The organism is Pseudomonas sp. 21615526 (assembly GCF_013386245.1).
Lineage (GTDB): Bacteria > Pseudomonadota > Gammaproteobacteria > Pseudomonadales > Pseudomonadaceae > Aquipseudomonas.
Genome location: NZ_JACAOM010000035.1, coordinates 16,259 through 40,004, shown reverse-complemented (window position 1 = coordinate 40,004; position 23,746 = coordinate 16,259). Strand labels below are relative to the sequence as shown.

Annotated in this window: 22 protein-coding genes and 1 tRNA gene; 12 read left to right on the top strand and 11 right to left on the bottom strand. The window is 61.3% G+C overall.

Features of this window, described 5'->3' with window-relative positions:
- Positions 1-166 precede the first annotated feature (166 nt).
- Positions 167-1,558 (top strand): GABA permease, encoded by a 1,392-nt coding sequence (gene gabP / locus HX786_RS12700; RefSeq protein ID WP_003218057.1) that lies wholly within the window; start codon positions 167-169, stop codon positions 1,556-1,558.
- A gap of 135 nt (positions 1,559-1,693) precedes the next feature.
- On the opposite strand, the gene HX786_RS12695 is transcribed toward gabP, so the two are convergent.
- Together HX786_RS12695 and HX786_RS12690 are read right to left on the bottom strand one after the other, a co-directional pair.
- A complete protein-coding gene (locus HX786_RS12695) occupies positions 1,694-2,107 on the bottom strand; it encodes a hypothetical protein (protein ID WP_063033519.1) in 414 nt (137 codons plus the stop codon).
- Between the two features lie 73 nt (positions 2,108-2,180).
- Positions 2,181-3,101, bottom strand: coding sequence for an alpha/beta fold hydrolase (locus HX786_RS12690; protein WP_178912163.1), 921 nt, complete (start codon positions 3,099-3,101; stop codon positions 2,181-2,183).
- A 172-nt stretch (positions 3,102-3,273) separates the two neighbouring features.
- Between HX786_RS12690 and HX786_RS12685 the strand changes: the two genes are divergently transcribed.
- The 3 genes from HX786_RS12685 (at position 3,274) to HX786_RS12675 (ending at position 6,495) form a co-directional block, all read left to right on the top strand.
- Complete coding sequence (locus HX786_RS12685; RefSeq protein WP_177122636.1) at positions 3,274-4,239, top strand: arsenic resistance protein; 966 nt, start codon at positions 3,274-3,276, stop codon at positions 4,237-4,239.
- An 87-nt stretch (positions 4,240-4,326) separates the two neighbouring features.
- Positions 4,327-5,967: a glycosyltransferase family 39 protein gene (locus HX786_RS12680; protein WP_178912162.1), complete on the top strand. Its 1,641-nt coding sequence runs from the start codon at positions 4,327-4,329 to the stop codon at positions 5,965-5,967.
- A 252-nt stretch (positions 5,968-6,219) separates the two neighbouring features.
- Positions 6,220-6,495: a hypothetical protein gene (locus tag HX786_RS12675; protein ID WP_008435692.1), complete on the top strand. Its 276-nt coding sequence runs from the start codon at positions 6,220-6,222 to the stop codon at positions 6,493-6,495.
- A 91-nt stretch (positions 6,496-6,586) separates the two neighbouring features.
- Here the strand turns inward: HX786_RS12675 and HX786_RS12670 are convergent.
- The 4 genes from HX786_RS12670 to HX786_RS12655 form a co-directional block, all read right to left on the bottom strand.
- A tRNA-Phe gene (locus HX786_RS12670) sits at positions 6,587-6,662 on the bottom strand.
- A gap of 103 nt (positions 6,663-6,765) precedes the next feature.
- Positions 6,766-7,038, bottom strand: coding sequence for an oxidative damage protection protein (locus HX786_RS12665; RefSeq protein WP_087693327.1), 273 nt, complete (start codon positions 7,036-7,038; stop codon positions 6,766-6,768).
- Positions 7,035-8,102: an A/G-specific adenine glycosylase gene (mutY, locus tag HX786_RS12660; RefSeq protein ID WP_008435691.1), complete on the bottom strand. Its 1,068-nt coding sequence runs from the start codon at positions 8,100-8,102 to the stop codon at positions 7,035-7,037. The genes HX786_RS12665 and mutY overlap by 4 nt, the downstream gene beginning before the upstream one ends.
- Positions 8,099-10,315 (bottom strand): AsmA family protein, encoded by a 2,217-nt coding sequence (locus HX786_RS12655; protein WP_178912161.1) that lies wholly within the window; start codon positions 10,313-10,315, stop codon positions 8,099-8,101. Before HX786_RS12655 ends, mutY begins: the two co-directional genes overlap by 4 nt.
- A gap of 295 nt (positions 10,316-10,610) precedes the next feature.
- On the opposite strand from HX786_RS12655, the gene HX786_RS12650 reads away from it, so the two are divergent.
- From HX786_RS12650 to HX786_RS12620, 7 genes are all read left to right on the top strand, one after another.
- On the top strand, positions 10,611-12,272 hold the full coding sequence (locus HX786_RS12650; protein ID WP_003218039.1) for an OFA family MFS transporter: 1,662 nt from the start codon (positions 10,611-10,613) through the stop codon (positions 12,270-12,272).
- A gap of 254 nt (positions 12,273-12,526) precedes the next feature.
- Positions 12,527-13,120 carry an imidazoleglycerol-phosphate dehydratase HisB gene (gene hisB, locus HX786_RS12645; protein ID WP_003218037.1) on the top strand — a complete coding sequence of 198 codons (594 nt, stop codon included), beginning with the start codon at positions 12,527-12,529 and terminating at the stop codon, positions 13,118-13,120.
- Entirely contained in the window at positions 13,120-13,758 is a 639-nt protein-coding gene (gene hisH, locus HX786_RS12640) for an imidazole glycerol phosphate synthase subunit HisH (RefSeq protein WP_003218034.1), read from the top strand. The genes hisB and hisH overlap by 1 nt, the downstream gene beginning before the upstream one ends.
- Complete coding sequence (locus HX786_RS12635; RefSeq protein WP_003218033.1) at positions 13,758-14,015, top strand: DUF2164 domain-containing protein; 258 nt, start codon at positions 13,758-13,760, stop codon at positions 14,013-14,015. Before hisH ends, HX786_RS12635 begins: the two co-directional genes overlap by 1 nt.
- A 39-nt stretch (positions 14,016-14,054) precedes the next feature.
- A complete protein-coding gene (gene hisA, locus HX786_RS12630) occupies positions 14,055-14,792 on the top strand; it encodes a 1-(5-phosphoribosyl)-5-[(5-phosphoribosylamino)methylideneamino]imidazole-4-carboxamide isomerase (protein WP_008435688.1) in 738 nt (245 codons plus the stop codon).
- Positions 14,793-14,801: 9 nt separating this feature from the next.
- Positions 14,802-15,572 carry an imidazole glycerol phosphate synthase subunit HisF gene (gene hisF / locus HX786_RS12625; RefSeq protein WP_003218030.1) on the top strand — a complete coding sequence of 257 codons (771 nt, stop codon included), beginning with the start codon at positions 14,802-14,804 and terminating at the stop codon, positions 15,570-15,572.
- Positions 15,573-15,638: 66 nt separating this feature from the next.
- Entirely contained in the window at positions 15,639-16,397 is a 759-nt protein-coding gene (locus tag HX786_RS12620) for an ABC transporter substrate-binding protein (protein ID WP_003218028.1), read from the top strand.
- Here the strand turns inward: HX786_RS12620 and HX786_RS12615 are convergent.
- The 4 genes from HX786_RS12615 to HX786_RS12600 form a co-directional block, all read right to left on the bottom strand.
- Positions 16,350-17,654 carry a Vps62-related protein gene (locus HX786_RS12615; RefSeq protein ID WP_178912160.1) on the bottom strand — a complete coding sequence of 435 codons (1,305 nt, stop codon included), beginning with the start codon at positions 17,652-17,654 and terminating at the stop codon, positions 16,350-16,352. The two genes, HX786_RS12620 and HX786_RS12615, sit on opposite strands and share 48 nt — an antisense overlap.
- Positions 17,655-17,728: 74 nt before the next feature.
- Positions 17,729-18,511, bottom strand: a complete 783-nt coding sequence (locus tag HX786_RS12610) for a divergent polysaccharide deacetylase family protein (RefSeq protein WP_008435686.1) — start codon at positions 18,509-18,511, stop codon at positions 17,729-17,731.
- A 1-nt stretch (position 18,512) separates the two neighbouring features.
- Entirely contained in the window at positions 18,513-19,820 is a 1,308-nt protein-coding gene (locus HX786_RS12605) for a S41 family peptidase (RefSeq protein WP_003218023.1), read from the bottom strand.
- 31 nt (positions 19,821-19,851) lie between these two features.
- Entirely contained in the window at positions 19,852-21,156 is a 1,305-nt protein-coding gene (locus tag HX786_RS12600; RefSeq protein WP_087693335.1) for a murein hydrolase activator EnvC, read from the bottom strand.
- 377 nt (positions 21,157-21,533) lie between these two features.
- On the opposite strand from HX786_RS12600, the gene HX786_RS12595 reads away from it, so the two are divergent.
- Positions 21,534-21,965 (top strand): PBECR2 nuclease fold domain-containing protein, encoded by a 432-nt coding sequence (locus HX786_RS12595; RefSeq protein WP_256344182.1) that lies wholly within the window; start codon positions 21,534-21,536, stop codon positions 21,963-21,965.
- A 217-nt stretch (positions 21,966-22,182) separates the two neighbouring features.
- On the opposite strand, the gene gpmI is transcribed toward HX786_RS12595, so the two are convergent.
- Positions 22,183-23,709, bottom strand: a complete 1,527-nt coding sequence (gpmI, locus tag HX786_RS12590) for a 2,3-bisphosphoglycerate-independent phosphoglycerate mutase (protein WP_178912158.1) — start codon at positions 23,707-23,709, stop codon at positions 22,183-22,185.
- Positions 23,710-23,746 lie beyond the last annotated feature (37 nt).

Genomic DNA, 23,746 nt, shown 5'->3' with positions numbered 1-23,746 from the left:
CTTACGAGAGCTATTGAGTTTCCCTACAGCCCGCGTCAATCGTGGCTCTGTAACATTTTGGCGCAAATCTTGCGTAAAAAATAAAGAACGCCCCGTTGGTTTCTTTTCACGAGAAAGACGCCAGACCGGGTGGACCGTATTCGCAATTCCTCGCAAAGGTGTGTCAATGAGTAGTACGCAAAGCTCCAATGACCTCGAACAGGGGCTCAAACCGCGTCACGTCACCATGCTGTCGATTGCCGGCGTTATCGGTGCCGGGTTGTTTGTGGGCTCCGGCCACGCGATTGCTGCGGCGGGCCCGGCCGTGCTGCTGGCTTATGCCGCCGCCGGTACGCTGGTGGTGTTGGTGATGCGCATGCTGGCCGAGATGGCCGTGGCATCGCCGGACACGGGTTCGTTCTCTACTTATGCCGACCGTGCGATCGGGCACTGGGCCGGTTTCACCATCGGCTGGTTGTACTGGTGGTTCTGGGTGCTGGTGATTCCGCTGGAAGCCAACGCTGCCGCGACCATCCTGCACGCCTGGTTCCCCGGCGTGGCGATCTGGGCCTTCACCCTGATCATTACCTTGCTGCTGACCGCGACCAACCTGTTCAGTGTGAAGAACTACGGCGAGTTCGAGTTCTGGTTTGCGCTGATCAAAGTGGTGGCGATCATCGGGTTTGTGATCCTCGGCATCCTGGCGATCTTCGGCTTCCTGCCGGGCAGTCAGGTCAGCGGCGTTTCGCACCTGTTCGACACCCAGGGCTTCCTGCCCAACGGCATGGGCGCGGTATTGGCGGCGATCCTGACCACCATGTTCTCGTTCATGGGCACCGAGATCGTGACCATCGCGGCCGCTGAATCGAAGAACCCGGGCCAGCAGATTTCCAAGGCCACCAACTCGGTGATCTGGCGGATCGGCTTGTTCTACCTGGTGTCGATCTTCATCGTCGTGGCCCTGGTGCCGTGGAATGATCCTGCGCTGGCAGCGGTCGGTTCCTACCAGACCGTGCTGGAACGCATGGGCATCCCGAATGCCAAGCTGATCGTTGACCTGGTGGTGCTGGTGGCCGTGACCAGTTGCCTGAACTCGGCGCTGTACACCGCTTCGCGCATGATGTTCTCCCTGGGCCGTCGCGGTGATGCACCGGCGGTGTCCAAGATCACCAACAAGAGCGGCACGCCTTACTGGGCGGTGTTGCTGTCTACCGGCGCGGCGTTCCTGGCGGTATTCGCCAACTACGTGGCGCCGGCGGCGGTGTTTGAATTCCTGCTGGCCAGCTCCGGCGCCATCGCGCTGCTGGTGTACCTGGTGATCGCCGTGTCGCAACTGCGCATGCGCCAGAAACGCACGGAAGCGGGCGAGAAGATTGCCTTCAAGATGTGGCTGTTCCCGGGCCTGACGTATGCGGTGATCGTGTTCATCGTGGGCGTGCTGACGATCATGTTGTTCCAGGAAGCGCATCAGGTGGAGATCATTGCCACCGGGATCCTGAGCTTGCTGGTAGTTGCGGCGGGGCTGATGGTGTCGCGTCGGCGCAAGGGCCGGAAGGTTGGGGCTGCGGTGCTTAACTGACGGAGTGCTTTCGTCGCAATACCGTTGATCAAATGTGGGAGCGGGCTTGCTCGCGAATGCGGTGGATCAGTCGACATTTGAGCTGACTGACACACTGCCTTCGCGAGCAAGCCCGCTCCCACATTTCGTTTTGTATCAGTCTTCGGAGCTAACCAGCGCCTGTGACGCCGCGACGTAATCGGCCTGGAATTCCGGCGATTCAATCCACGCCAGCGCTGCCGCTTCATCCTCGGTATCCGTGGCCCACTGGCGATACTCGATCAGCGCCGCGAGGATAAAGTCCGTCGCTTCTTCTTCGCCTTCCTGCTCCAGTACCACTGCCAGCAGCGGGTGCGCCAGGAACACGGCACACAGCGCCTGCTGGCTGGTTTCGCCAGCGGTGCGCATCTCCAGGAACAGCTCGGTCAAATCCACCGATTCAAGATCAATGCGGCTGTCATCGCCGGCAAAGGCATCCGGCTTGGTGGCGACGGCGCGTTGGGTGCGATTCTGCTTGGCCTTGGCTTTTGCCCGGTGGGCGCGTTTTTGCTGCTTGTTCGGCGAAGCCATGGGCTCACGTCCTTGGTGTCAGGATCTGGGGGTGGGGTATTGAAGCGCAGGTCTGGAGAAATCCCAAGGCTTTCTAGGTGCGATCCGTCACTTGGCGCCCCGGCGTGCCGTTGGCCAACTCTCCCCGTTGCAGCCAAGCCAATGCAATCGGCCACAACCGATCTTGATACTGGCTGCGAAAGAATGCGAAGTGTCCGACCTCTTTTTCGCCGATATCTTCAGGCGCGATTCGCAGATGCGTGCGCTCGCTGCCGTCGAAGTAACCCAGCAGGCGCTCGATTGCCGCCACCGTGCCAAACGGGTCGTCGGTAATGCTGATGGCCAATATCTGTGCCTTCACCCGCGAAAACGGCAGCTCGGGCAAGGCTCGCCCGCTCGGACGTTTTTCATAACTCGGCGTCGGCGTACTCCAGTCGCGTACCACGCCCGCCGGGGTATCCTCCAGCCAGCCTATGCGCTTGCCCGGGAAGTAGCCAAAAACCGCTGTCACCAGCGGCATCACCACATGCCATTTGGCAAGCATCCGCCAGCGCCCGCTCGCCTCGTAGTCGCGCCAGTAGGCAAACTGCGCGCCTACCGTCACCAGGCGTCGAATCACCGCGCCGGAAGCCCCGAGTCCCGCCGCACATCCGCCAAAACTGTGCCCGACCACATCAATCGGCTGCCCGGCAAACTCCCGCTGGGCCCGCAGCAGGATCGCTTCGAAGTCCAGCACGCCCCAATCGGACCATGAGGCCTTGAACCCTTTCAGCGAGCCGCTGCGGGATTCGCCGATGCCGCGGTAGTCGTAGGTGATGACGTCGAAGCCATTGGCAAACAGGTAATCGGCAAACCGTGAGTAGTGACGGCAGCGTACGGAGGTGGCGGCGTTGATGATGACGACCGGGCGTTCAACGTCTGTGCGCGGATGGCGCCACGTGAAGCCGCCGATGGAATGCCCATCGGCTGTGGGCTCGCGGAATGCTTCGGCTTGAGGTCGGGCTGGCAGGTTCATGAACAGGCTCGATCATTGCGCTTTCGATGGGGTGTCAAAGGCCCGTGCGCAGTTTTATGAGAAGTCGAAACTAACAAATTTCTGCTACGAAGACCCCGGGGATTTTTCTGAGGCTCGACCTGAGCGGCACAGATGCCTAGGCTTAGACCCTTTCGCCCACCAGAGCCGGCCCATGACCCGCGACACCCTCGAACAAAACCAGATCCCGATCTACTTCGCCAGCGTGGTGCTGGCTGCCGTTGTCGGCCTGCTGGCGCCCTCCATGGTTCAAGGTGTGGCTGCCCTGGTTACGCCCGCCATCGCCGTGCTGATGTACGCGATGTTCCTGCAAATCCCGTTTCTGGACCTGCGCCAGGGGCTGGGCAACAAACACTTCATGGCCGCGTTGCTGCTGGCCAACTTCATCCTGATTCCGCTGCTGGTGTGGGCGCTGACTCGGGGCCTGGTGGAACACCCGGCGATCCTGGTGGGTGCGTTGCTGGTGCTGTTGACGCCGTGCATCGACTACGTGGTGGTGTTTACCCATATCGGCAAGGGTGACTCGCGGTTGATGCTGGCGGCGACCCCGATTCTGTTGTTGCTGCAACTGCTGCTGTTGCCGGTCTACCTGGGGTTGATGCTGGGGGCGCAGTCGCAGGTGGTGGTTGCAGTGGGGCCGTTTGTCGAGGCCTTCCTGCTGCTGATCGTTGCCCCCATGATTCTGGCGGTGCTGACCACTTCCCTGTCCCGGCGCTCACCGGTCGTCAGTGCCTGGAACGATGCCTGGGCCTGGCTGCCCGTGCCGGCCATGGCGCTGGTGCTGATGGTGGTGATCGGTTCGCAGATCACCGCCGTGGTTCGCGATATCGGCCTGCTGGCGCCGGTGATCCCGGTGTATATCGGCTTCCTGTTGCTGGCCCCGCTGATGGGGGCGCTGGCTTCGCGCCTGTTCAAGCTATCGGCGCCCACGGCGCGGGCGGTCACCTTCAGCGCCTCCACGCGTAATTCCCTGGTGGTGCTGCCGCTGGCGCTGGCGTTACCCGAAGAGATCCGTGGGCTCGCTGCTGCCGCAGTGATCACGCAAACCCTGGTGGAATTGGTAGGGGAGCTACTCTATATCCGGCTGCTGCCGCTGCTGATCTGGCCCGCTCGTCGTTAGGCGGATGAATGTTTGATTCCGTTCAGGGGTTATTCAGGGTGGCGTTCGGCAACATGAGCCGGTTTACCCCACCTGACAGGCTGAATAATGGATCAACACAATCGCTTTCGAATGGAATCGCTGGGTATTTTCCTTATCGCCTTGCTGCTGTTCACCCTGGGCATCTGGGACCAGCAGCCACAGGGCTTCGACGGTCGCTGGGCCGTGTTCATGCAAGAGATGTTTCGCCACGGTGCGAGCCTGTTTCCTACCACCTACGGTGAGCCTTACCCGGACTATCCGGGCACCGCGACCTACCTCAGCTACCTCTTTGCCCGTTTATTCGGCGCGCCCAACGACCTGGCTAACGTGATACCCACCGCCCTGGCGTCTGCCGGGGTCATGGCGCTGATCTATCGCTTGCTGGTGCCGTCCGGTCGGGCGTGGGCATTGCTGACGGTGCTGCTCACCGCATTGACTGCCCAGTTGCTGGAGAAGTCGCGCTCGGTGTGCCTGGACCAGATGATCTCGTTGTTGTGCCTGGGGTGTTTCTACCTGCTGCATACCGGTGAGCGCCTGGGCTCGCGGCTGCGCCAATATGCGATCTTTCCGTTGTTCGTGGTGGCGTTTGCCATTCGCGGGCCGCTGGGGTTGATCGAGGTGTGCGGGGTGGCCTGTGTCTACTGGGCGCTGGGCACCGCTCGTACGCGGCAAGAGCGGATTGCACTGCTGAAAAAGGTGATTGCCCACGGCGTGGTCGGTTTGATCCTGCTGGCCGGCTGTTGGTGGGCGCTGTTGAAACTGGCGCGGATCAGCGGTGGCGATGCTTTCGTCGATGATGTGCTGCGGATGCAATTCACCGGGCGCCTTGATGAAACCGGTGAGGCGTTCTACTTCTACTTCAAGCTGAGCCTGTACCGCTATTTCCCGGTGGTGCCGCTGGCCCTGGCGACGATGATTGCCCTGCGCCACAAATGGTCGGCCCGCCACGACGATGCCGATGTGCAGTTGATGCTGCGTTTGGCCGCCTGCGGCCTGATGATTTTGCTGGGCTTGTCGGTGCCGCACTTCAAGCGCGCCTACTACATCGTGCCCATGGTCCCGATGTTTGCCGCGGTGGCCGCCTATGGCTTGCTCCAGGCCCAGGGCTGGTTGCTCGGCGTGCGGCGTGGCTATGAGTGGCTGGTGGCGGTCCTGCCGGTGCTGGGTATTGCCGTGGTGTTTGTCTGTCGGCATCTGTGGCACAAGCACGGCTACTGGCCGGACGTTTCAGTGCCGGCGCTGGTGGGTGTGCTGATCGTGCTGCAACTCGCAGCCGTGGTTGCCTGGCGCCGTTTGCAGGGCAATCTCGGCCAGCGCCTGGTGGTGCTCAGCCTGATTGCGCTGGCCACCCAATGGCTGGTGCTGGTGAAGGTTGTGGAGCCGGCCAAGGATCTGCAATTCGACACGAGGAACTTCGTAAGCTCGGTGGAAAAGCTGCGTGCCGATAATCCCGGGACCCTGGTGTTCGTCGATCTGGCCAAGGACACCTGGGCGATTCGCTACATCATGAACCTGGATCACGACGAGCAGCCGCTGTTCATCGGGCGCAACCAACCCTTGCTGGTGGATACGCTGCCGCGCCCCGCCTGGGTGATTGTGGAGCGCAAGCAAACCGCATTGCTCAGCGGCACGCCGCTGGAACACATGGCGCCGGTGTTCAATGGGCGGTTGAATGACAACCCGCTGCTGGTGTTCCTGGTGAAGTGACTCAGTCGCCTTGACATCCTTGTCGGTGGTAACGCCGACAAGAGTGGCGATCACTGGGGAATTAAGGATGGAGCAATGGGGTCGGAATGAGGTGTTGATAACCGGCGCTTTGGATCGTCTTACTGTATGGTCGCCGCCTGGATGACCGGTTGGTCTGATTGGAGCGCTTTGCAGCCTGCCGCAAAACAGGCGCCTGCTAGGCTTGGGTACTTTCGTGGTGATGAGTTTGGGTGCGACATGGAAGCAGTAAAAATGGATTTTGAGTATGCCGGTGCCGAGAGCGTCGGTAGTGCCCACGTGATCGGCCGTTCCTGGCTTGGCGGCCTCAGCATCTGTTTTGACGGAGGCTGCAGCTACCCCTCGATGATCAGCGTGCTGGAGGCTGTGTTCAGGCGCTACGGACGCCTGGTGCGTTTTGGCGAGTCGCTCTCGGCGCAGGATTGGATTGCGCGCGTGGAGGAGAGTGGTTTTCACATCTCCGAGCAGGAGCGGGTTGCGGTGTTGACGTTGATGCGGGGCGGGGGCTGAAGGAGTCAAAAACGGCAGGCAACAAAAAACCCGCACCAGGCGGGTTTTTTGTGTGTTTCAGATGACATTTGCACCACCTGAAACTAATTAGTGGTGCCCAGAGACGGAATCGAACCGCCGACACGGGGATTTTCAATCCCCTGCTCTACCGACTGAGCTATCTGGGCAACGGGGCGCATTAAACGGGTTTTTCAGGGGGTCGTCAAGCAAGTTTTCAAAAAATATTTAATTATTACCGTCGCTTACGGGCCAACCCCCAAATTTGATCAATTATTCAGCAGGTGGCACGTAGCCGTCGGCCTTGGCGTAATCCTCGCCGGAAAAGTACTTGTCCATCTCGCCCTGCAGGTATTTGCGGTCTTCGGCGTTCATCATGTTCAGGCGCTTTTCGTTGATCAACAGGGTCTGGTGCTTTTGCCAGTCAGCCCAGGCCTTGGCGGAGACGTTGTCGAAAATGTCCTGGCCCTTGGCGCCAGGGAACGGGGCGCGCTCCAGGGCGGGCAGTTCTTCGTGGTACTTGCGGCAGATGATGGTGCGGGTCATGACGGAACTCCTGCGTTCAATACTTCAGCCGCGCGCTTCAGCAGTTTCTTGACCGGGGCGGCAAGGCCCAGGCGCGGCGGGGTGGCGAGGTTATACCAGAGCCAGTCAGCCTCGGCCACGTGATGGGCAGACTCCTGGACCTGGACCAGCCAGGGTTCGATAGCCAGTTGGAAGTGGCTGAAGGTGTGGATCAGGCTCGGCAGCTCCTGGTGTTTGCCCAGCGCCAGCGAGTGCTGGTTGGCCAGGTGTTCCAGGTCGGCCAGGTCATCCAGCTCCGGCAGGCTCCACAAACCGCCCCACAGGCCCGTGGAGGGGCGACGGTAAAGCAGGATCGCGCCCTCGCCATTGGCCAGCATCGGCATCAGCGTGCGCTTCTGGGGCACGGTCTTGCGTGGCTTGGGGATCGGGTAGCGGGTTTCCAGGCCGAGCAGGTGCGCTTCGCAGCCCTTTTCCAGCGGGCACAGCAGGCAGCTGGGCTTGCTGCGGGTGCAGAGGGTGGCGCCCATGTCCATCATGGCCTGGGTGTAGGCGTTGACGCGGTCATGGGGCGTAAAGCGCTCTGCGGTGGCCCACAGCTGTTTGGCGACCTTTGGCTCGCCAGGGTAGCCCTCTTGCGCGGTAAAGCGCGCCAGCACGCGCTTGACGTTGCCATCGAGGATCGGCGCTCGCAGGCCCATGCTCAGGCTGGCAATCGCACCCGCGGTGGACAGGCCAATGCCGGGCAGTTCGGTGAGTTTTTCGACGTCACGGGGAAACTCGCCGCCATATTCGGCAACGACGATCTTCGCGGTCTTTTGCAGGTTGCGCGCCCGGGTGTAGTAACCCAGCCCGGTCCACAGGTGCAGTACTTCGTCTTCCGGCGCGGCAGCCAGGGCTTCGACCGTTGGCAAGGACGCCATGAACCGGTCGAAGTAGTTCAGCACGGTGCTGACCTGGGTCTGCTGCAACATGATCTCCGAGACCCACACCCGGTAAGGCGTGATGCCCTGTTGCCAGGGCAGGTCATGGCGACCGTGGCGGTCGTACCAGTCGAGCACCGCCGTTGAAAACTGCTCGTTTCTCATCGTTTGAACAGGCCTTTAAGCGCGTCTTTCAGCTGTGGATTGACCTTGTCGAGCTTCTGTTCAAGCTTCTCGCCGAGCTTGTTGCCTGCCGCCTTGATGGCGACCTGGCTCAAGCCGTCCTTGTCCAGGCGGCAGGCCTTGGCGCCCAGTTCCAGCGGGCCACGGCAGCGCAGCGGGACTTCGATGTTCTGGAAGTTGGAGCCCACCTGGCAAGCCGGGTCCGGCACGTCGCGCTGGTCGCCTTCGACGATGATGCCGACGCGGTAGTCCATGCCCAGCACGCGCAGGTCGACGTCACCGTCGCCGTTGACGGTCAGGCCCGGGATGCGCACTTTCAGGTCGGGGTTGCTGGCCACGCCATTGTGGAAGGTCAGGTTGCCCTTGAGTTCCTGGAACGGGGTGTCCTTGCCGCGCTGGTCGCCGCTGAGGGTCTTGCGGTTGAGCAGGGCGATGCCGGTGCACAGCTGTTGCTCGATGTTGGCATTGAGCAGCACGCCGTTGTTGATCGCGAAGCTGGCGGTACCGTTGAGGCTGTCGATCAGGGCTTTCTGGCTATTGCCGCGGCCGTTGAGGTTGCTGTCGAGGGTGAGCTGGCCCTTCACCGGCGGGTTCTGCCCCTGGGCTTGCAGGATGCGTTCGACCGGTACCTGCTTGATGCGGGTTTGCAGCGCCAGCAGCGGGATGTCCTGGCGCACGTCAAGGTTGCCGTTGGCCTGGAAGGTGCCGTTGTAGAGGCCGCCGCTCAAGGTATCGAGCTTGAGCTGGCCATCGAGGCCGGAGGCTTTCAGGGCGGCATTCTGGATCGGCAGCTTGCTCAGGGTCAGTTGGCCAAAGGACAGGTCGGCGTTTACGTCCAGGGTGCGCAGGCGGGTCAGCGGCAGCAGCTTGTCGGTACTCCACGCGGCTTTGGTCGGGGCGTCCGGCAACGGTGTGGTGCCACCGGCCGCCATGGCGCCGGCTTCGCTGTTCTGCACTTCAGCCTGGCGTGCGGCCGCGGCGCCCTTGGCGGCTTCGGACTTGGCCGGCAGGTAGTTGTCGGCGTTGAACGTATCGGCCTTGAGCTGCACCCGCAGGGATTGCCTGGCGAAATCATCCACGGCCACGCGACCGGTGAAGGTGCTGTCGTCGAGTTTCAGGTTGAGGTCTTCAAGCGCCAGGCTGGTCGGCGTGCCCTTGAGGCGGCTGACCAGTTCGACCTTGCTCAGGCTGCCGGCGGCCATCGGTGGCAGCGGGTTGCCGACGCTGTCGAGGAACTTGGCCAGGTCAAACTGGGCAATCGACAGGGCGCCGCTGAGCTGTGGAGTCTTGTCCAGGTCGTTGACCTTCAACTCGCCCAGGGCGCGCAGTTGGTTCAGCGACAGCTTCATGCCGGTCCATTCGGCGATATTCGCAGACTGGTCCACCAGCAATTGGCCCTGGGTCGAAAAGGTCACGGTCTTGCCTTGCAGCGGCTCGCCGGTGGCTTCACCAGTGACCTTCATGTCTTCGATCTGGTAGCGCTTGAGGGCGCGCTGAATGCGCAGGTTGCCGTTGACCTCGGTCTTGACGCGCATCAGCGGCTGGTTGGTGCCGAAGAACGCGGTGAGTTTGACCGGGATGCTTGCACCTTCGTGCACGGCGCCGGCGCTCAGCTGGATGCTTTCGGCGCTGAACTGCTTGCCGGTCTGCTCGTCGTTGTATTCGACGCGGGCGTTGTTGATGGTCAGGCTGTCGATGTCCAGGCGGATCGGCTGCGGCGGCTTTTCAGGCTTGGGCGGTGTGGCCGCTTCAGCCACGGCAGGCGTGGTGGCGGCGGTAGCCGGGTCCGGCACATTCTTGCCGATGTCTTCCCAGTTGCCGTGGCCATGCACGTCTTTGTTCAGGCGCAGGTTCAGGCCTTCGACACGTACATCGCTCATCTGCACTTCACGGCGCAGCAGCGGCAGCACGCGCACCGACAGGCCGAGCATCTGCAGATCGGCAAACGGTTGGCTCGGATTGGTCAGGGTCGCAACGCTGGCCTCGTGCAATTCAAGACCGAGCCAGGGGAACAGGCTCCAGCCGATGTCGCCATTGAGCGTCAGCTCGATGTGGGCCTTGTCGCGGGCAATCTGGCGAATCTCGTCTTTGTAGTCGTTGGGATCGAAGAGATGGGTCAGGGCAAAGCCTAGAGCCACAATGATCAGCAACAGCCCGAGAAGTACCAGACCCAGGATTTTGCCGAACGCTTTCATGGGCGAGTCCTTGTATGTCGATTTTAAAATTTAGCCGAAGAGTATAACGCTCGTAGCCCTATGGCTGTTTAGGGATCGTTACATGGCGTCAAACAAATCAGATAACTCCAGAAAGGTGATATCAGTTTGGTTTTTCTGTCATCCACAGATGCTAATCTGCGCATGTTCGTCTGCCGTCTGCGACTAAACGTCGCGTTTAAAAGGAGCTTTACTCAACAAAACGGCCACGCCTTGCGTGTAAGGCCGAGGGAGAGAGCGCCCGACGGACACATACTAATAACTGGGGGAAACACCAATGAGCACTAGCACTGCGGCGGGTAATACTGCTGCACAGCCTGCGTTCCTGTCCAAGGAACGCATTATCGCCAAGCCCGGGTTCAACCGTTGGCTGGTACCACCGGCCGCCCTGGCGATCCACCTGTGTATCGGCATGGCCTACGGTTTTTCGGTGTTCTGGCTGCCGTTGTCCAAGGCGCTGGGGATCACCGCACCGGTCGCCTGCGCGCCGGACATGAGCTTCATCAGCCAGGTCTTCTCGTCGCAATGCGACTGGCCCATCTCCATGCTGGGCTGGATCTACACCCTGTTCTTCATCTTCCTCGGCTGCTCCGCAGCGATCTGGGGCGGCTGGCTGGAACACGCCGGGCCACGCAAGGCTGGTGTCGTTTCGGCCTTGTGCTGGTGTGGCGGCCTGCTGATCTCCGCGTTGGGGATCTATACCCACCAGATCTGGCTGATGTGGATCGGCTCCGGGGTCATTGGCGGTATCGGCCTGGGCCTGGGCTATATCTCGCCGGTCTCGACCCTGATCAAGTGGTTCCCGGACAAGCGCGGCATGGCCACCGGCATGGCGATCATGGGCTTCGGCGGCGGCGCGATGGTGGGTGCCCCGCTGGCAGCCGCCTTGATGGGCCACTTTGCCTCGCCAACCAGCGTTGGCGTGTGGCAGAGCTTCGTGGTCATGGCCGTGATCTACTTCGTGTTCATGATCGGCGGCGCCTTGTCCTACCGTGTTCCGCCTACCGGCTGGAAGCCTGAGGGCTGGACTGCCCCGGCGAAAAAAGCCAGCAACGCGATGATCACCCATCGTCACGTGCACGTGAACGTGGCCTGGAAAACCCCGCAATTCCGCCTGGTGTGGCTGGTGCTGTGCCTGAACGTGTCTGCCGGTATCGGCATCCTCGGCATGGCTTCGCCGCTGCTGCAGGAAGTGTTCGGCGGCAAGTTGCTGGGTAACGGCCTGGCATTTGGCCAACTGGATGCCGGCCAACTGGCTTCCATCGCGGCCATCGCAGCCGGCTTTACCGGTCTGTTGAGCCTGTTCAACATTGGTGGCCGGTTCTTCTGGGCATCGTTCTCCGACTACCTGGGCCGTAAAAATACCTACTTCGTGTTCTTCGCCCTGGGCTTTGCCCTGTACGCGCTGATCCCGAACCTGGGTCACCTGGGTAACGTCGCGCTGTTCGTGGCGGCGTTCTGCATCATCCTGTCGATGTACGGCGGTGGTTTTGCGACGGTGCCGGCTTACCTGGCGGACCTGTTCGGTACGCAAATGGTGGGTGCGATCCACGGTCGCCTGCTGACCGCTTGGGCAGCGGCGGGCGTACTGGGCCCGGTGCTGGTGAACTACCTGCGTGAGTATCAGTTGAGCATCGGCGTTGAACGCGCTGCCGCCTACGACATCACCTTGTACATCCTCGCCGGCCTGCTGGTGCTGGGCTTTATCTGCAACCTGCTGGTACGGCCGGTGGCAGACAAGTACTTCATGACCGACGCCGAACTGGCTGCCGAGCAGGCGCTGGGCCATGACAAGGGCGCCGATTCCAGCACCGTGCTGGAGTGGAAAGCCTCCTCCGGCAGCGTGCCATTGGCGGTGGCTGCCTGGCTGGCGGTGGGCATTCCGTTGGCGTGGGGCGTGTGGGTCACCCTGCAGAAAACTGCGGTACTGTTCCACTAACACCGCGTAACCCTTGTGGGAGCGGGCTTGTGTGGGAGCGGGCTTGCTCGAGAATGCGATGGATCAGTCAGCCCATGTTGGCTGACCCACCGCTTTCGCGAGCAAGCCCGCTCCCACGCAAAGCTGCTCCCACACTTGTACTGACATGTCTATCCCCGACACTCCATCAGTCTTATCCCCTCCGATGTTTCTGTTTAGCGCCCGCGCCCCTATAATGGCTGCCTTTTTCGCCCAATGATTTTGCGGAGCTGGTGATGGCCGAACGTAAGGCGTCCGTCGAGCGCGACACTCTGGAAACCCAGATCAAAGCCTCGATCAACCTGGATGGCACCGGAAAGGCCCGATTTGATATCGGTGTACCTTTTCTTGAGCACATGCTGGACCAGATCGCCCGTCACGGGCTGATCGACCTGGATATCGTCAGCAAGGGCGACCTGCATATCGACGACCACCACACGGTGGAAGACGTCGGTATCACGTTGGGCCAGGCATTTGCCAAAGCCATCGGCGACAAGAAAGGCATCCGTCGCTACGGCCACGCCTATGTCCCGCTGGATGAAGCGCTGTCGCGTGTGGTCATCGACTTCTCCGGCCGCCCGGGCCTGCAGATGCACGTGCCGTACACCCGCGCCACCGTGGGCGGCTTCGACGTCGACCTGTTCCAGGAATTCTTCCAGGGTTTCGTCAACCACGCCCTGGTCAGCCTGCACATCGACAACCTGCGTGGCACCAACACCCACCACCAGATCGAGACCGTGTTCAAGGCTTTCGGCCGTGCCCTGCGCATGGCCGTGGAGCTGGATGACCGCATGGCCGGGCAAATGCCGTCGACCAAGGGCGTCCTGTAATGCAGACGGTCGCGGTTATCGACTACGGCATGGGTAACCTGCACTCGGTGGCCAAGGCCCTCGAGCACGTAGGTGCCGGCAAGGTGCTGATCACCAGCGATGCCGACGTGATTCGCGAAGCCGACCGGGTAGTGTTCCCGGGGGTTGGCGCGATTCGCGACTGCATGGCCGAGATTCGCCGCCTGGGCTTCGACAGCCTGGTGCGTGAAGTCAGCCAGGACCGGCCGTTCCTCGGCATCTGCGTGGGCATGCAAGCCTTGCTCGACAGCAGTGAAGAGAACGACGGCGTCGACTGCATCGGTCTGTTTCCGGGCCAGGTGAAGTTTTTCGGCAAGGACCTGCACGAAGACGGCGAGCACCTGAAGGTGCCACACATGGGCTGGAACGAAGTGCGCCAGACCGTGGATCACCCGCTGTGGCACGAAGTACCGGACCTGGCGCGTTTCTATTTCGTACACAGCTATTACATCGCCGCCGGTAACCCGCGCCAGGTGGTGGGTGGCGGGCACTATGGCGTCGACTTCGCCGCGGCCCTGGCCGACGGTTCGCGCTTTGCCGTGCAGTTCCACCCGGAGAAGAGCCATACCCATGGCCTGCAATTGCTGCAGAACTTCGCCGCGTGGGACGGGCGCTGGTAATGGCCAAGAAGGTCAAGCCGCCGATCTTGAACCTCACTCCCCAGCAGGAGAGTGAGGCCACCGACAAGATCAAGCGTTTCATGGAAGACCGCTTCGAGCTCAAGCTCGGCTCGTTCGAGGTCGCAGAAATCCTCGAACTGTTCACCACTGAAATTGCTCCGCACTATTACAACAGGGCGATTTTCGATGTGCAGACGCACCTTAAAGAAAGGTTCGAAAGCATCGAAAGCGACTTGTGGGCGCTCGAGAAACCCTGATTTCCCGAGCAACGCTGAATATCGAATAAGGTTTGCCAGATGCTGATTATTCCCGCAATCGATCTCAAGGACGGCGCCTGCGTACGTCTGCGCCAGGGCCGCATGGAAGATTCCACGGTGTTCTCCGATGACCCGGTGAGCATGGCTGCCAAGTGGGTGGAAGGCGGTTGCCGTCGTCTGCATCTGGTGGACTTGAACGGTGCGTTCGAAGGCCAGCCGGTCAACGGCGAAGTGGTGACGGCGATCGCCAAGCGCTACCCGAACCTGCCGATCCAGATCGGCGGCGGTATCCGCTCCCTGGAAACCATCGAGCACTACGTGAAAGCGGGCGTGAGCTACGTGATCATCGGCACCAAGGCCGTGAAAGACCCGGCCTTCGTCGCCGAAGCCTGCCGTGCGTTCCCCGGCAAAGTGATCGTGGGCCTGGACGCCAAGGACGGTTTCGTCGCCACCGACGGCTGGGCCGAGATCAGTACCGTCCAGGTGATCGACCTCGCCAAGCAGTTTGAAGCCGACGGCGTCTCCGCCATCGTTTATACCGACATCGCCAAAGACGGCATGATGCAGGGCTGCAACGTACCGTTCACCGCTGCGCTGGCCGCCGCCACCAGGATCCCGGTGATCGCTTCCGGCGGTATCCACAACCTCGGCGACATCAAGTCGCTGCTGGACGCGAAGGCGCCGGGGATCATCGGCGCCATCACCGGCCGGGCGATCTATGAAGGCACCCTGGACGTCGCTGAAGCCCAGGCTTACTGCGACGCCTACAACGGCTGAGGACTGACCATGGCGCTGGCCAAACGCATCATCCCTTGCCTGGACGTCGACAACGGTCGCGTGGTCAAGGGCGTCAAGTTCGAGAACATCCGTGACGCCGGCGACCCGGTGGAGATCGCCCGTCGCTACGACGAACAGGGCGCCGACGAGATTACCTTTCTCGACATCACCGCCAGCGTCGATGGTCGCGACACCACGCTGCATACCGTGGAGCGCATGGCCAGCCAGGTGTTTATCCCGCTGACCGTGGGCGGTGGCGTGCGTACCGTGCAGGACATTCGCAACCTGCTGAATGCCGGCGCGGACAAGGTTTCGATCAACACTGCGGCGGTGTTCAACCCGGAATTTGTCGGCGAAGCCGCACAGCACTTCGGTTCGCAATGCATCGTGGTTGCCATCGACGCCAAGAAAGTCTCCGGCCCGGGCGAAACTCCGCGCTGGGAGATCTTCACCCACGGCGGGCGCAAGCCGACCGGGCTGGATGCCGTGCAGTGGGCGATGAAGATGGAAGCCCTGGGTGCCGGTGAAATCCTGCTGACCAGCATGGACCAGGACGGCATGAAAAACGGCTTCGACCTGGGCGTGACCCGCGCCATCAGCGACGCGCTGGGCATCCCGGTGATTGCTTCCGGCGGCGTCGGCAACCTGCAGCACCTGGCCGACGGCGTGATCGAAGGCCACGCCAGCGCAGTGCTGGCGGCGAGTATTTTCCACTTTGGCGAATACACCGTGCCTGAGGCCAAGGCCTACATGGCGGCGCGCGGTATCGTCGTACGCTAAACGTCACTGGACACCATGGCAGGCTCGCGGCACTCTCTGGGCTTGCCATGGATTCCGGTAACTTTCATGTTCAAAGACCTGCTGCTCGCCCTCGCCAGTACCACCGTTCTGCTGACGGGTTCGGCTTACGCTGATGAACCGTCCGACGGCGCTTCCCTGGTGTTGCTGACGGAAAACTTCCCGCCGTACAACATGGCGAAAAACGGCAAGAACTTCGCCAAGGAAGAGAACATCGAAGGCATTGCCGTGGACATCGTCCGCGAGACGTTCCAGCGTGCCGGTATTTCCTACAACCTGACCCTGCGGTTCCCTTGGGACCGGATCTACAAACTCGCCCTGGAAAAACCCGGTTACGGCGTGTTCGTGATGGCGCGCTTGCCGGACCGTGAGGCGCTGTTCAAATGGGTCGGCCCCATCGGCCCGGACGATTGGGTGCTGCTGGCCAAGGCTGACAGCAAGATCCAGTTGAGCGACCTTGAGCAGGCGCGGCGCTACAAGATCGGCGCCTACAAGGGCGACGCCATCGCCGAGAGCCTGGAGAAGCAGGGGCTCAAGCCGGTAATCGTGTTGCGGGATCAGGACAACGCGAAAAAGCTGGTGGATGGTCAGATCGACCTGTGGGCCACCGGGGACCCGGCGGGCCGTTATCTGGCACGCCAGGTCGGGGTGACCGGGCTCAAGACTGTGTTGCGTTTCAACAGCGCGGAGCTGTACCTGGCGCTGAACAAAAACGTGCCGGATGACGTAGTGGCGAAACTCCAGGCGGCCCTCGATCAGTTACGGCAGGAGGGTGTCGTCGATGAAATCATGGGGCGTTATCTCTAGGTCGTTTTCTGTGGGCTCGGGCACCGCTGCTGGTACTTCCTCTGGCTCCTCAACAGCAGTAACCGCCGCTTCAGGTTGCAGCAGCTCGCTGAAGTAGACGTTATCTCCGCTGGCATAGGTCAGGGTTGGCCCGAGCTGGCTGCCGTCAGCCCGCAATAGCTCGTATCGGCTTTTGACCAGGTAGGCAGCGATGGATTTATTCGCCGGGATGTAAGCCATCACATCCGCCACGCCCTCCCGTTCCCAGCCTTGTGCGGTCAAGCCCGTATGCGTGAAGTCGCGATTGAGGTTGGCACTGATACTCAACGGATGCCGGGGTGCCCAGGCAGCCTTTATATCGACGCCGGTCAAGGAGCGCAGGCCCAAGGAGAAATCACTGATCTCTCCTTTTGCGAATACCCAACTGAAGGTTTGGCTTGCTGGCGTGGTGTTTTGACCGCTGGCTACCAAGCTGTACTGGTCGATTCTTTTCAACCGATATACCGGGCACGTTTGCAGTTTTTCCAGGGGCGTCAGGGTCGGGTCGTTCACGGTAAACCAGGGCAGTTCGCACACATGAATGCCCTCTGTTACCTGCTCCGGCATCGTGCGTCCTGGTGCCATTTCGGGTGAAAGTGGCGGCAAATCTTCGGAATGAAGCGCAAGGTCCAGCCGCAGGGCGTGCACCGGGCGTTGCCTGGTTGGCTTGGCATAGCCCTCGGCGCCGGTAAAGGTGCCCGGTGCCAGGTAGGCTTGGCCAGGAGCTGCTTGCGACGGGGAGACACCCCAGGCGCTGAAGTCCCGGTGGGCGCCGCTGCCTTGGTCGCTCCAGATCAACTGGTCGACATAGGCCTGAGTCACCAGGTCTTCTCTGACACAGCGGATGGTATTGCGTGGTGGTTTGTCGTTACCGAGGCCACAGACCAGCCCCATCGCCACATAACCTTCTGGAGCGGTGGGCCGCCAGATTGAGAAATTGGCGCGTGCCCTTGGTCCCGAGTGTTCCCAGACTCTCTCGAAGTCGACGGGGGGCCGCAAGGCGGTGCCATTCTCCCGGTCAACTTCGCTGACAACAGCGACGATGTTCAGTTGATTGATGTTGTGGTAACCCGCCACGGCCACATCACCCAGCGGGACGAAGTTGCCCAGCGCGTCGGAGGATGTGCTCGGGCGCCAGAAGGTCACGGGTTTCTCGGCGCGAGTGCCTTTGTCGTTCCATACAGGAACGAACTCGGTGGTGAAGTTGATCAGCAGGTCTTTGTATTGCAGTGAGTTCATCTACAGACTCTCCAGTGGATACGAAGATCCACTATCGAAGAGTCCGCTCGGTCAGGCGCGGTAGCTATATAGCACTAGCGGTAAGTGCCGTTTTTTCCGTGCCCGGCCATGGCCTGGTTGCTGCGCAGGCTGATCATCAACTTGATGTCGATCCACTCGACGCCCTGGGCCTTGAGCTTGGGCAGCTCACGTTCGAGTACCGCCAGGGTCTGTGGATAAGGGTGGCCGATCATCACCGCCGACCCCTGTTTGTGGGCCAGCTTGATCGCGGTCTGCAGCTGGGTGGTGATGGCCGCTTCGGTGCGTTCGTCGTCGAGGAACACATCCCGCGAGACGCTGGCCAGGCCAATCTTTTGCGCCTCGGCGGCGGCGACGGTTTTAGCGCTGGTGCGGCTGTCGACGAAGAACTTGTGGCGTCGTTGCAGCTCACCCATCAACCAGGCCATGGCCTCCGGCTGGGCGGTCATGCGGCTGCCCATGTGGTTGTTGATGCCGGCGGTGTAGGGCACGGCCTTGAAGGCCGCGTCCAGGCGTTTGCCCAGCTCTTCGATGGGCAGGTCGGGGTGCCAGGCGAACGGGCCGGTGGCCGGGTCCATGGGCATGTGCAGGATGACGATCTTGCCGGCCTTGTGGGCTTCGCGGGCGAATTCGGCGGCGTGGGGTGTGTCGGGCATGATCGCCGTGGTCACCGGGCCGGGCAGGGCGAGCACACGACGATCCCGGGGCAGGTTTTGCCCGAGGTCGTCGATGATCAGGGTCAGGTAGGCTTTGTGTTCAGCGGGGGCTGCACTGGCGGGGTTGCCTTGGGCGACACCCGCCAGACAGCACAGCAACGCGATGATCAGTCCACGGCGCATATCAACGGCTGCGCGTAATGCTCAGGCCCTTGAGCAGGCTCAGCGCCTGGGCCAACTGATAATCGTCGTCCTGCGGCATCGGCTTGGCTTTCGAGCCGCTGCCGGTCGGCTGGTCGGCGCCGCCGTTGCCATTGCCCAAGTGGCCTTGCAGGTCCGCTTCCTTGTAGAACTCGCTGTCGGCTTCGTTGGTGATCTTGGCCTTGCGCACTTCGATGTCCGGCACGATGCCCTGGGCCTGGATCGAGCGACCGTTCGGCGTGTAGTACAGCGCCGTGGTGATCTTCAAGGCACGCTCGTTGTTCAGCGGCAGCACGGTTTGCACCGAGCCTTTGCCGAAGCTGGTGGTGCCCATCAGCACGCCGCGTTTCTGGTCTTGCAGGGCGCCGGCGACGATTTCCGAAGCCGAGGCGCTGCCGCCGTTGATCAGCACAACCATCGGCACGCCTTCGCTGAGGTCGTTGCCGGTGGCCGAGAAGCGCAGCTCGGAGTTGGCGATACGGCCCTTGGTGTAGACGATCAGGCCCTTGGTGATGAAGTGGTCGACCACCTCCACCGCTGCCTGCAACACGCCGCCCGGGTTGTTGCGCAGGTCGAGCACGATGCCGCTGAGTTTCTTGCCGTTGTCTTTGCGCAGCTTGGCGAGGGCCTTGGCCACTTCGTCGCCGGTCTTGACCTGGAACTGGGTGATACGGATGTAGCCGTAGCCCGACTCCAGCAGCTGGCTCTTCACGCTTTTGACCGTGATGGTGGCGCGGGTCAGGGTCACGTCGAACGGCGTGCCGCCGTCGCGCACCAGGGTCAGGGTGATTTTCTGGCCGATCTTGCCGCGCATCTTGTCGACGGCTTCGGTCATGGTCTGGCCGCGGGTCGGCTGGCCGTTGATCTTGACGATAAAGTCACCGGCCTGGATGCCGGCCTTGGACGCAGGGGTGTCATCGATCGGCGAAACGACCTTGATGTTGCCGTCGTCGGCGCCGACTTCAATGCCCAGGCCACCGAATTCACCGCTGGTGCTCTCCTGCAGCTCGGCGAAATCTTCCGGGCCCAGGTAGGCGGAGTGCGGGTCAAGGTTGCTGAGCATGCCCTTGATGGCATTTTCCAGCAGGGTCTTGTCGTCCACAGGTTCGACATAAGCGGCCTTGATCCGGTCCATGACCTCGGCAAAGGTGCGCAACTCGTCCAGCGGCAGCGGGGCCTTGGTGGTCGCGGCCGTGGCCGACTGGGCGGTCTGGTCGGCGAATGCCAAAGGCGCGCCGATCACCAGAGCGATCGTCAGGGCCAGCGATGTGAGGCGGGACAAATGCAGCATGTCGAACGAACTCCTAATGTAGATGCGACCCTTATCCTTGGGTACGGCACCATTGTGCCGGGTCGCTCGGGCGGCCCTGCTGACGAATAGCGAAGTACAGCGCCGGGGTGTCCTGGCCACCACTGTTACCGACAGTGGAGATGGATTCACCGGCTTTTACAACATCACCTGCCGCTTTAAGCAAAGTTTGATTGTGGCCGTAAAGGCTCAAATAGCCATTACCGTGGTCAAGAATCACCAACAAACCTGCGCCACGCAGCCAATCGGCGAATACCACACGGCCGCCGTGGATAGCGTGGACCTGGGTGCCGGCACCGGCACTGATCATCACACCGTCCCACTTGGCGCGGGTGTCATCGCCACGGGTTTCACCAAAGCGTGCCAGTAATCGACCATCAACTGGCCATGGAAGTTTGCCCCGAGCTGAAGCAAAAGGTCCGCCGAAGGATTCGCCGGCGCTGGAAACCAGCGGGCCAGGCGCTGCACGCGCCGGTTTACGCGGGGCCGGGGCGTCGGTAGTGGCGCTGGCGACTGCCTCGGCGGCTTCACGCTCGCGCTTTTTTTCGGCTTCCTGCTGGGCAATCAGCGCTTTTTGCCGCGCCTGCTCTGCCTCACGGGCCTGGCGCGCCAGGGTTTCCTCGATGGTTTTCAGGACTTTGCCCAGGTCGGCCTGGTCTTGCTCGCGGGCCTGGAGCTTGGCGTCACGGGCCTTCACGTCGTCATTCAGCTTGGCCAGCGCCTGCTGGCGCTCCTTGCGGACCTTGTCCAGCTCGTCGCGCTGGCTGTCGAGGGCGGTTTTCTGGTCGAGCAGCTGCGACTGCTGGTTGGCGATTTCCTGCTCGACGTTGGCCAACTGGCGCAGGGTCTCGTTGAAGCTTTTCAGTTGCTCCAGGCGGGCCTTGCTCAGGTAGTCGTAATAGGTAAGGGTGCGGGCGAACTTTTCCGGGTTCTGCTGGTTGAGCAGCAGCTTGAGGTATTCCTGGCGGCCGTTCTGGTAAGCGGCGCGGGCCTGGATCGCGATCAGGCGTTGCTGTTCAACGCGGGCGCTCTGGAGTTTTTTTTTCTCAGCGTCGAGTCGCTCCAGTTCCGACTCGCTCTTCTTTAGTTCTTTTTGCAGCTCCTGGACCTGCTTCTCCAGCTTGCCCATCTCGGTTTCCGTGCCGCGCAGGTCTTTCTGCACGCCGGACTTCTCTTCCTGGAGCTTGCCGAGCAGCTTCTTCAGCTCGGTAATGTCCTGACGCGTAGCGTCCAACTGTTGTTGGGTTTGTGCGCGCTCATCGGCAAACGCCGGTTGGAGCAGGCAGACAAGAGCAAGGGTAATCAAGGCGCGAAGCATAGAGGCGGGCGACACCAGGGAAAGGGACGGCCTAGTATGCCCGCCAAGCGCTGCAAAAAAAACGCCCAATTCGGCTTGGCAGGCAAGTTAGGTGCCCAGTGGCCGCATTCTGCAAGCAATTGTGGGCAAGTCCCATAGCCCTTTGAAGGCGACGAGCGGTTGAGAGCGTCGTGTCGTGCTTCTGCAGTTGTTTTGTGTGCTTCGCGAAATGCCTTGAAATGCTCCACCCTGACGGTGCATTTGCGCTCGGAATAGACTCTTCGGCCCTGTTAATCCGACGGTCGGCATAGTCAGTAATGCCTTGTATTCACGAGTCAAAAGGCCAGCAAACGTGGCTTGATTCTGGGCTTCCCGATCTTCGTAGTCTGGATCGGGCCTTGCGAGCGCGTCCACTTGAGGAAGTGGCCGCCGGCAATGACGTCGAAGCGGCCATCGATATAGTCGCAATGCATTTTGGCATTGCCCATTCGAGCTGTTCGGAAGTGGAAGTTGCCTCGCCTTTGGGGCAAATAGCGATCAGGCGTAGCTGTCTGCAGCACATTGTTGAAAAGCGGCAGGACGCCAGAGAGCGTTATGTCAGGTTCGCCTTGGACACATTGACGGGGCCTCTGGAAATATGGCGTGTTGCTTATAGCGATTGCTCCGCCCGTTTAGCATTCATTGGGGCTTATGAATCCAGGAGGCAGATGCTGGTGGTGGTCAATATTCAGGCTGGCAATGTGCTGTGGAACTTCATGCAGACAGACGCCAAGGCCTTGAACAAGCATCGTCATGGTGAGTTGCTCTACAAGCGTTACGAGCTTTTGTGACGCCCAAAGAAAAGGGCAGCTCTTTCGAACTGCCCTAAGTAGTGCTTGCTTGATATTCATATACACACCCTCAAGCAGGGGTGTGGAGGTCTCACCCTACGCGGATATCCAGCCATCTGCGGGGTTCCTACGCCAGTTATCGCCGCTGGAGGCAACTGGTTTCGCGCTCAAGTCCATTATTGACGGGCTGCCTGTTTTGAGCAACCCCTGAACTGTGTCAGACCAGAATCGAAGTGCCAGTCATCTCTTTCGGCTTCTCCAGCCCCATCAGCATCAACATGGTCGGTGCCACGTCGGCCAGCACGCCGCCATCACGTACTTTAAAGTCACGTTTGCCTACGTAGATGAATGGCACCGGCTCGGTGGTGTGGGCGGTGTGGGCCTGGCCGGTGGATTCGTCGGACATTTGCTCGCAGTTGCCGTGGTCGGCGGTGATCAGCGCTTCGCCGCCCACCTTGTCCAGCGCGTCGACGATGCGGCCGACGCACAGGTCCAGGCATTCCACGGCTTTTACCGCCGCTTCCAGGTTGCCGCTGTGGCCCACCATGTCACCGTTGGCGTAGTTGACCACGATCACGTCATAGCGCTGGTGTTCGATAGCGTCGACGATCTTGTCCGTGACTTCCGGGGCACTCATCTCCGGCTGCAGGTCGTAGGTGGCGACTTTCGGCGACGGAATCAGGATGCGTTCTTCACCCGGGAACGGTTCTTCACGACCGCCGGAGAAGAAGAAGGTCACGTGGGCGTATTTCTCGGTTTCGGCAATGCGCAGTTGGGTCTTGCCGTTTTTCGCCAGGTAATCCCCCAGCACGTTTTCCAGGCTGCCCGGGGCGAATGCCGACGGGGCCGGGATGTTGGCGGCGTATTGGGTCAGCATCACGAATTCGACTTTCGGCTGGCGGGCGCGCTCGAAGTCCTTGAAGCCGGCATCGACGAATACGTGGCTCAGCTCGCGGGCACGGTCGGCGCGGAAGTTCATGAACACCACGGCGTCGCCATCTTCGACCTTGACCGGTTCGCCGATGGTGGTGGCCTTGACGAACTCGTCACTCTCGCCACGGGCGTAGGCGGCCTCCAGGCCTTCCTGGGCGGTGGCGGCGTTGAATTCGGCCTGGCCGTCGACGATCAGGTTGTAGGCCTGTGCCACGCGGTCCCAGCGGTTGTCGCGGTCCATGGCGAAGTAGCGGCCAACCAGACTGGCGATGCGGCCTTTGCCGAGGGTCTTGAAGGTTTCATCCAGCAGTTCGATGGAGGACTGGGCACTTTTCGGCGGGGTGTCGCGGCCGTCGAGGAACGCGTGCAGGTAGATCTTCTCGGCGCCGCGCTTGAAGGCCAGTTCGGCCATGGCGATCAGGTGGTCCTGGTGGCTGTGGACGCCGCCGTCCGACAGCAGGCCCATGAAGTGCACGGCCTTGCCGGCCTTGACCGCTTTATCCACTGCCGCGCAGATGTTTGGGTTCTCGAAAAACTCACCGTCGCGGATCGCTTTGGTCACGCGGGTGAAGTCTTGATAGACCACTCGTCCGGCACCGAGATTCATATGGCCGACTTCCGAGTTGCCCATTTGGCCGTCCGGCAGGCCAACATCCATGCCCGAGCCCGAGATCAGGCCGTTCGGAACGGTAGCGCTCAGACGGTCCAGTACTGGCTTCCTGGCCGAGTACACGGCGTTGTCGTGGTGGCTTTCACTGTGTCCGAAGCCATCGAGAATTATCAGGACCAAAGGTTTAGGCGTAGTAGTCATAGATCCTCTCGCGGCGGTAATGAATGAAGGGAATAGA

Bases quoted from the DNA above. Each gene is read 5' to 3' on its own strand.
- HX786_RS12690 (WP_178912163.1), bottom strand. From the start codon at position 3,101: ATGAACCTGCCAGCCCGACCTCAAGCCGAAGCATTCCGCGAGCCCACA.
- gabP (WP_003218057.1), top strand. From the start codon at position 167: ATGAGTAGTACGCAAAGCTCCAATGACCTCGAACAGGGGCTCAAACCG.
- HX786_RS12650 (WP_003218039.1), top strand. From the start codon at position 10,611: ATGAGCACTAGCACTGCGGCGGGTAATACTGCTGCACAGCCTGCGTTC.
- HX786_RS12655 (WP_178912161.1), bottom strand. From the start codon at position 10,315: ATGAAAGCGTTCGGCAAAATCCTGGGTCTGGTACTTCTCGGGCTGTTG.
- hisB (WP_003218037.1), top strand. From the start codon at position 12,527: ATGGCCGAACGTAAGGCGTCCGTCGAGCGCGACACTCTGGAAACCCAG.
- HX786_RS12610 (WP_008435686.1), bottom strand. From the start codon at position 18,511: ATGCGCCGTGGACTGATCATCGCGTTGCTGTGCTGTCTGGCGGGTGTC.
- HX786_RS12665 (WP_087693327.1), bottom strand. From the start codon at position 7,038: ATGACCCGCACCATCATCTGCCGCAAGTACCACGAAGAACTGCCCGCC.
- mutY (WP_008435691.1), bottom strand. From the start codon at position 8,102: ATGAGAAACGAGCAGTTTTCAACGGCGGTGCTCGACTGGTACGACCGC.
- HX786_RS12675 (WP_008435692.1), top strand. From the start codon at position 6,220: ATGGATTTTGAGTATGCCGGTGCCGAGAGCGTCGGTAGTGCCCACGTG.
- hisH (WP_003218034.1), top strand. From the start codon at position 13,120: ATGCAGACGGTCGCGGTTATCGACTACGGCATGGGTAACCTGCACTCG.
- HX786_RS12600 (WP_087693335.1), bottom strand. From the start codon at position 21,156: ATGCTTCGCGCCTTGATTACCCTTGCTCTTGTCTGCCTGCTCCAACCG.
- HX786_RS12685 (WP_177122636.1), top strand. From the start codon at position 3,274: ATGACCCGCGACACCCTCGAACAAAACCAGATCCCGATCTACTTCGCC.
- HX786_RS12680 (WP_178912162.1), top strand. From the start codon at position 4,327: ATGGATCAACACAATCGCTTTCGAATGGAATCGCTGGGTATTTTCCTT.
- hisF (WP_003218030.1), top strand. From the start codon at position 14,802: ATGGCGCTGGCCAAACGCATCATCCCTTGCCTGGACGTCGACAACGGT.
- HX786_RS12635 (WP_003218033.1), top strand. From the start codon at position 13,758: ATGGCCAAGAAGGTCAAGCCGCCGATCTTGAACCTCACTCCCCAGCAG.
- hisA (WP_008435688.1), top strand. From the start codon at position 14,055: ATGCTGATTATTCCCGCAATCGATCTCAAGGACGGCGCCTGCGTACGT.
- HX786_RS12620 (WP_003218028.1), top strand. From the start codon at position 15,639: ATGTTCAAAGACCTGCTGCTCGCCCTCGCCAGTACCACCGTTCTGCTG.
- HX786_RS12615 (WP_178912160.1), bottom strand. From the start codon at position 17,654: ATGAACTCACTGCAATACAAAGACCTGCTGATCAACTTCACCACCGAG.
- HX786_RS12605 (WP_003218023.1), bottom strand. From the start codon at position 19,820: ATGCTGCATTTGTCCCGCCTCACATCGCTGGCCCTGACGATCGCTCTG.
- gpmI (WP_178912158.1), bottom strand. From the start codon at position 23,709: ATGACTACTACGCCTAAACCTTTGGTCCTGATAATTCTCGATGGCTTC.
- HX786_RS12695 (WP_063033519.1), bottom strand. From the start codon at position 2,107: ATGGCTTCGCCGAACAAGCAGCAAAAACGCGCCCACCGGGCAAAAGCC.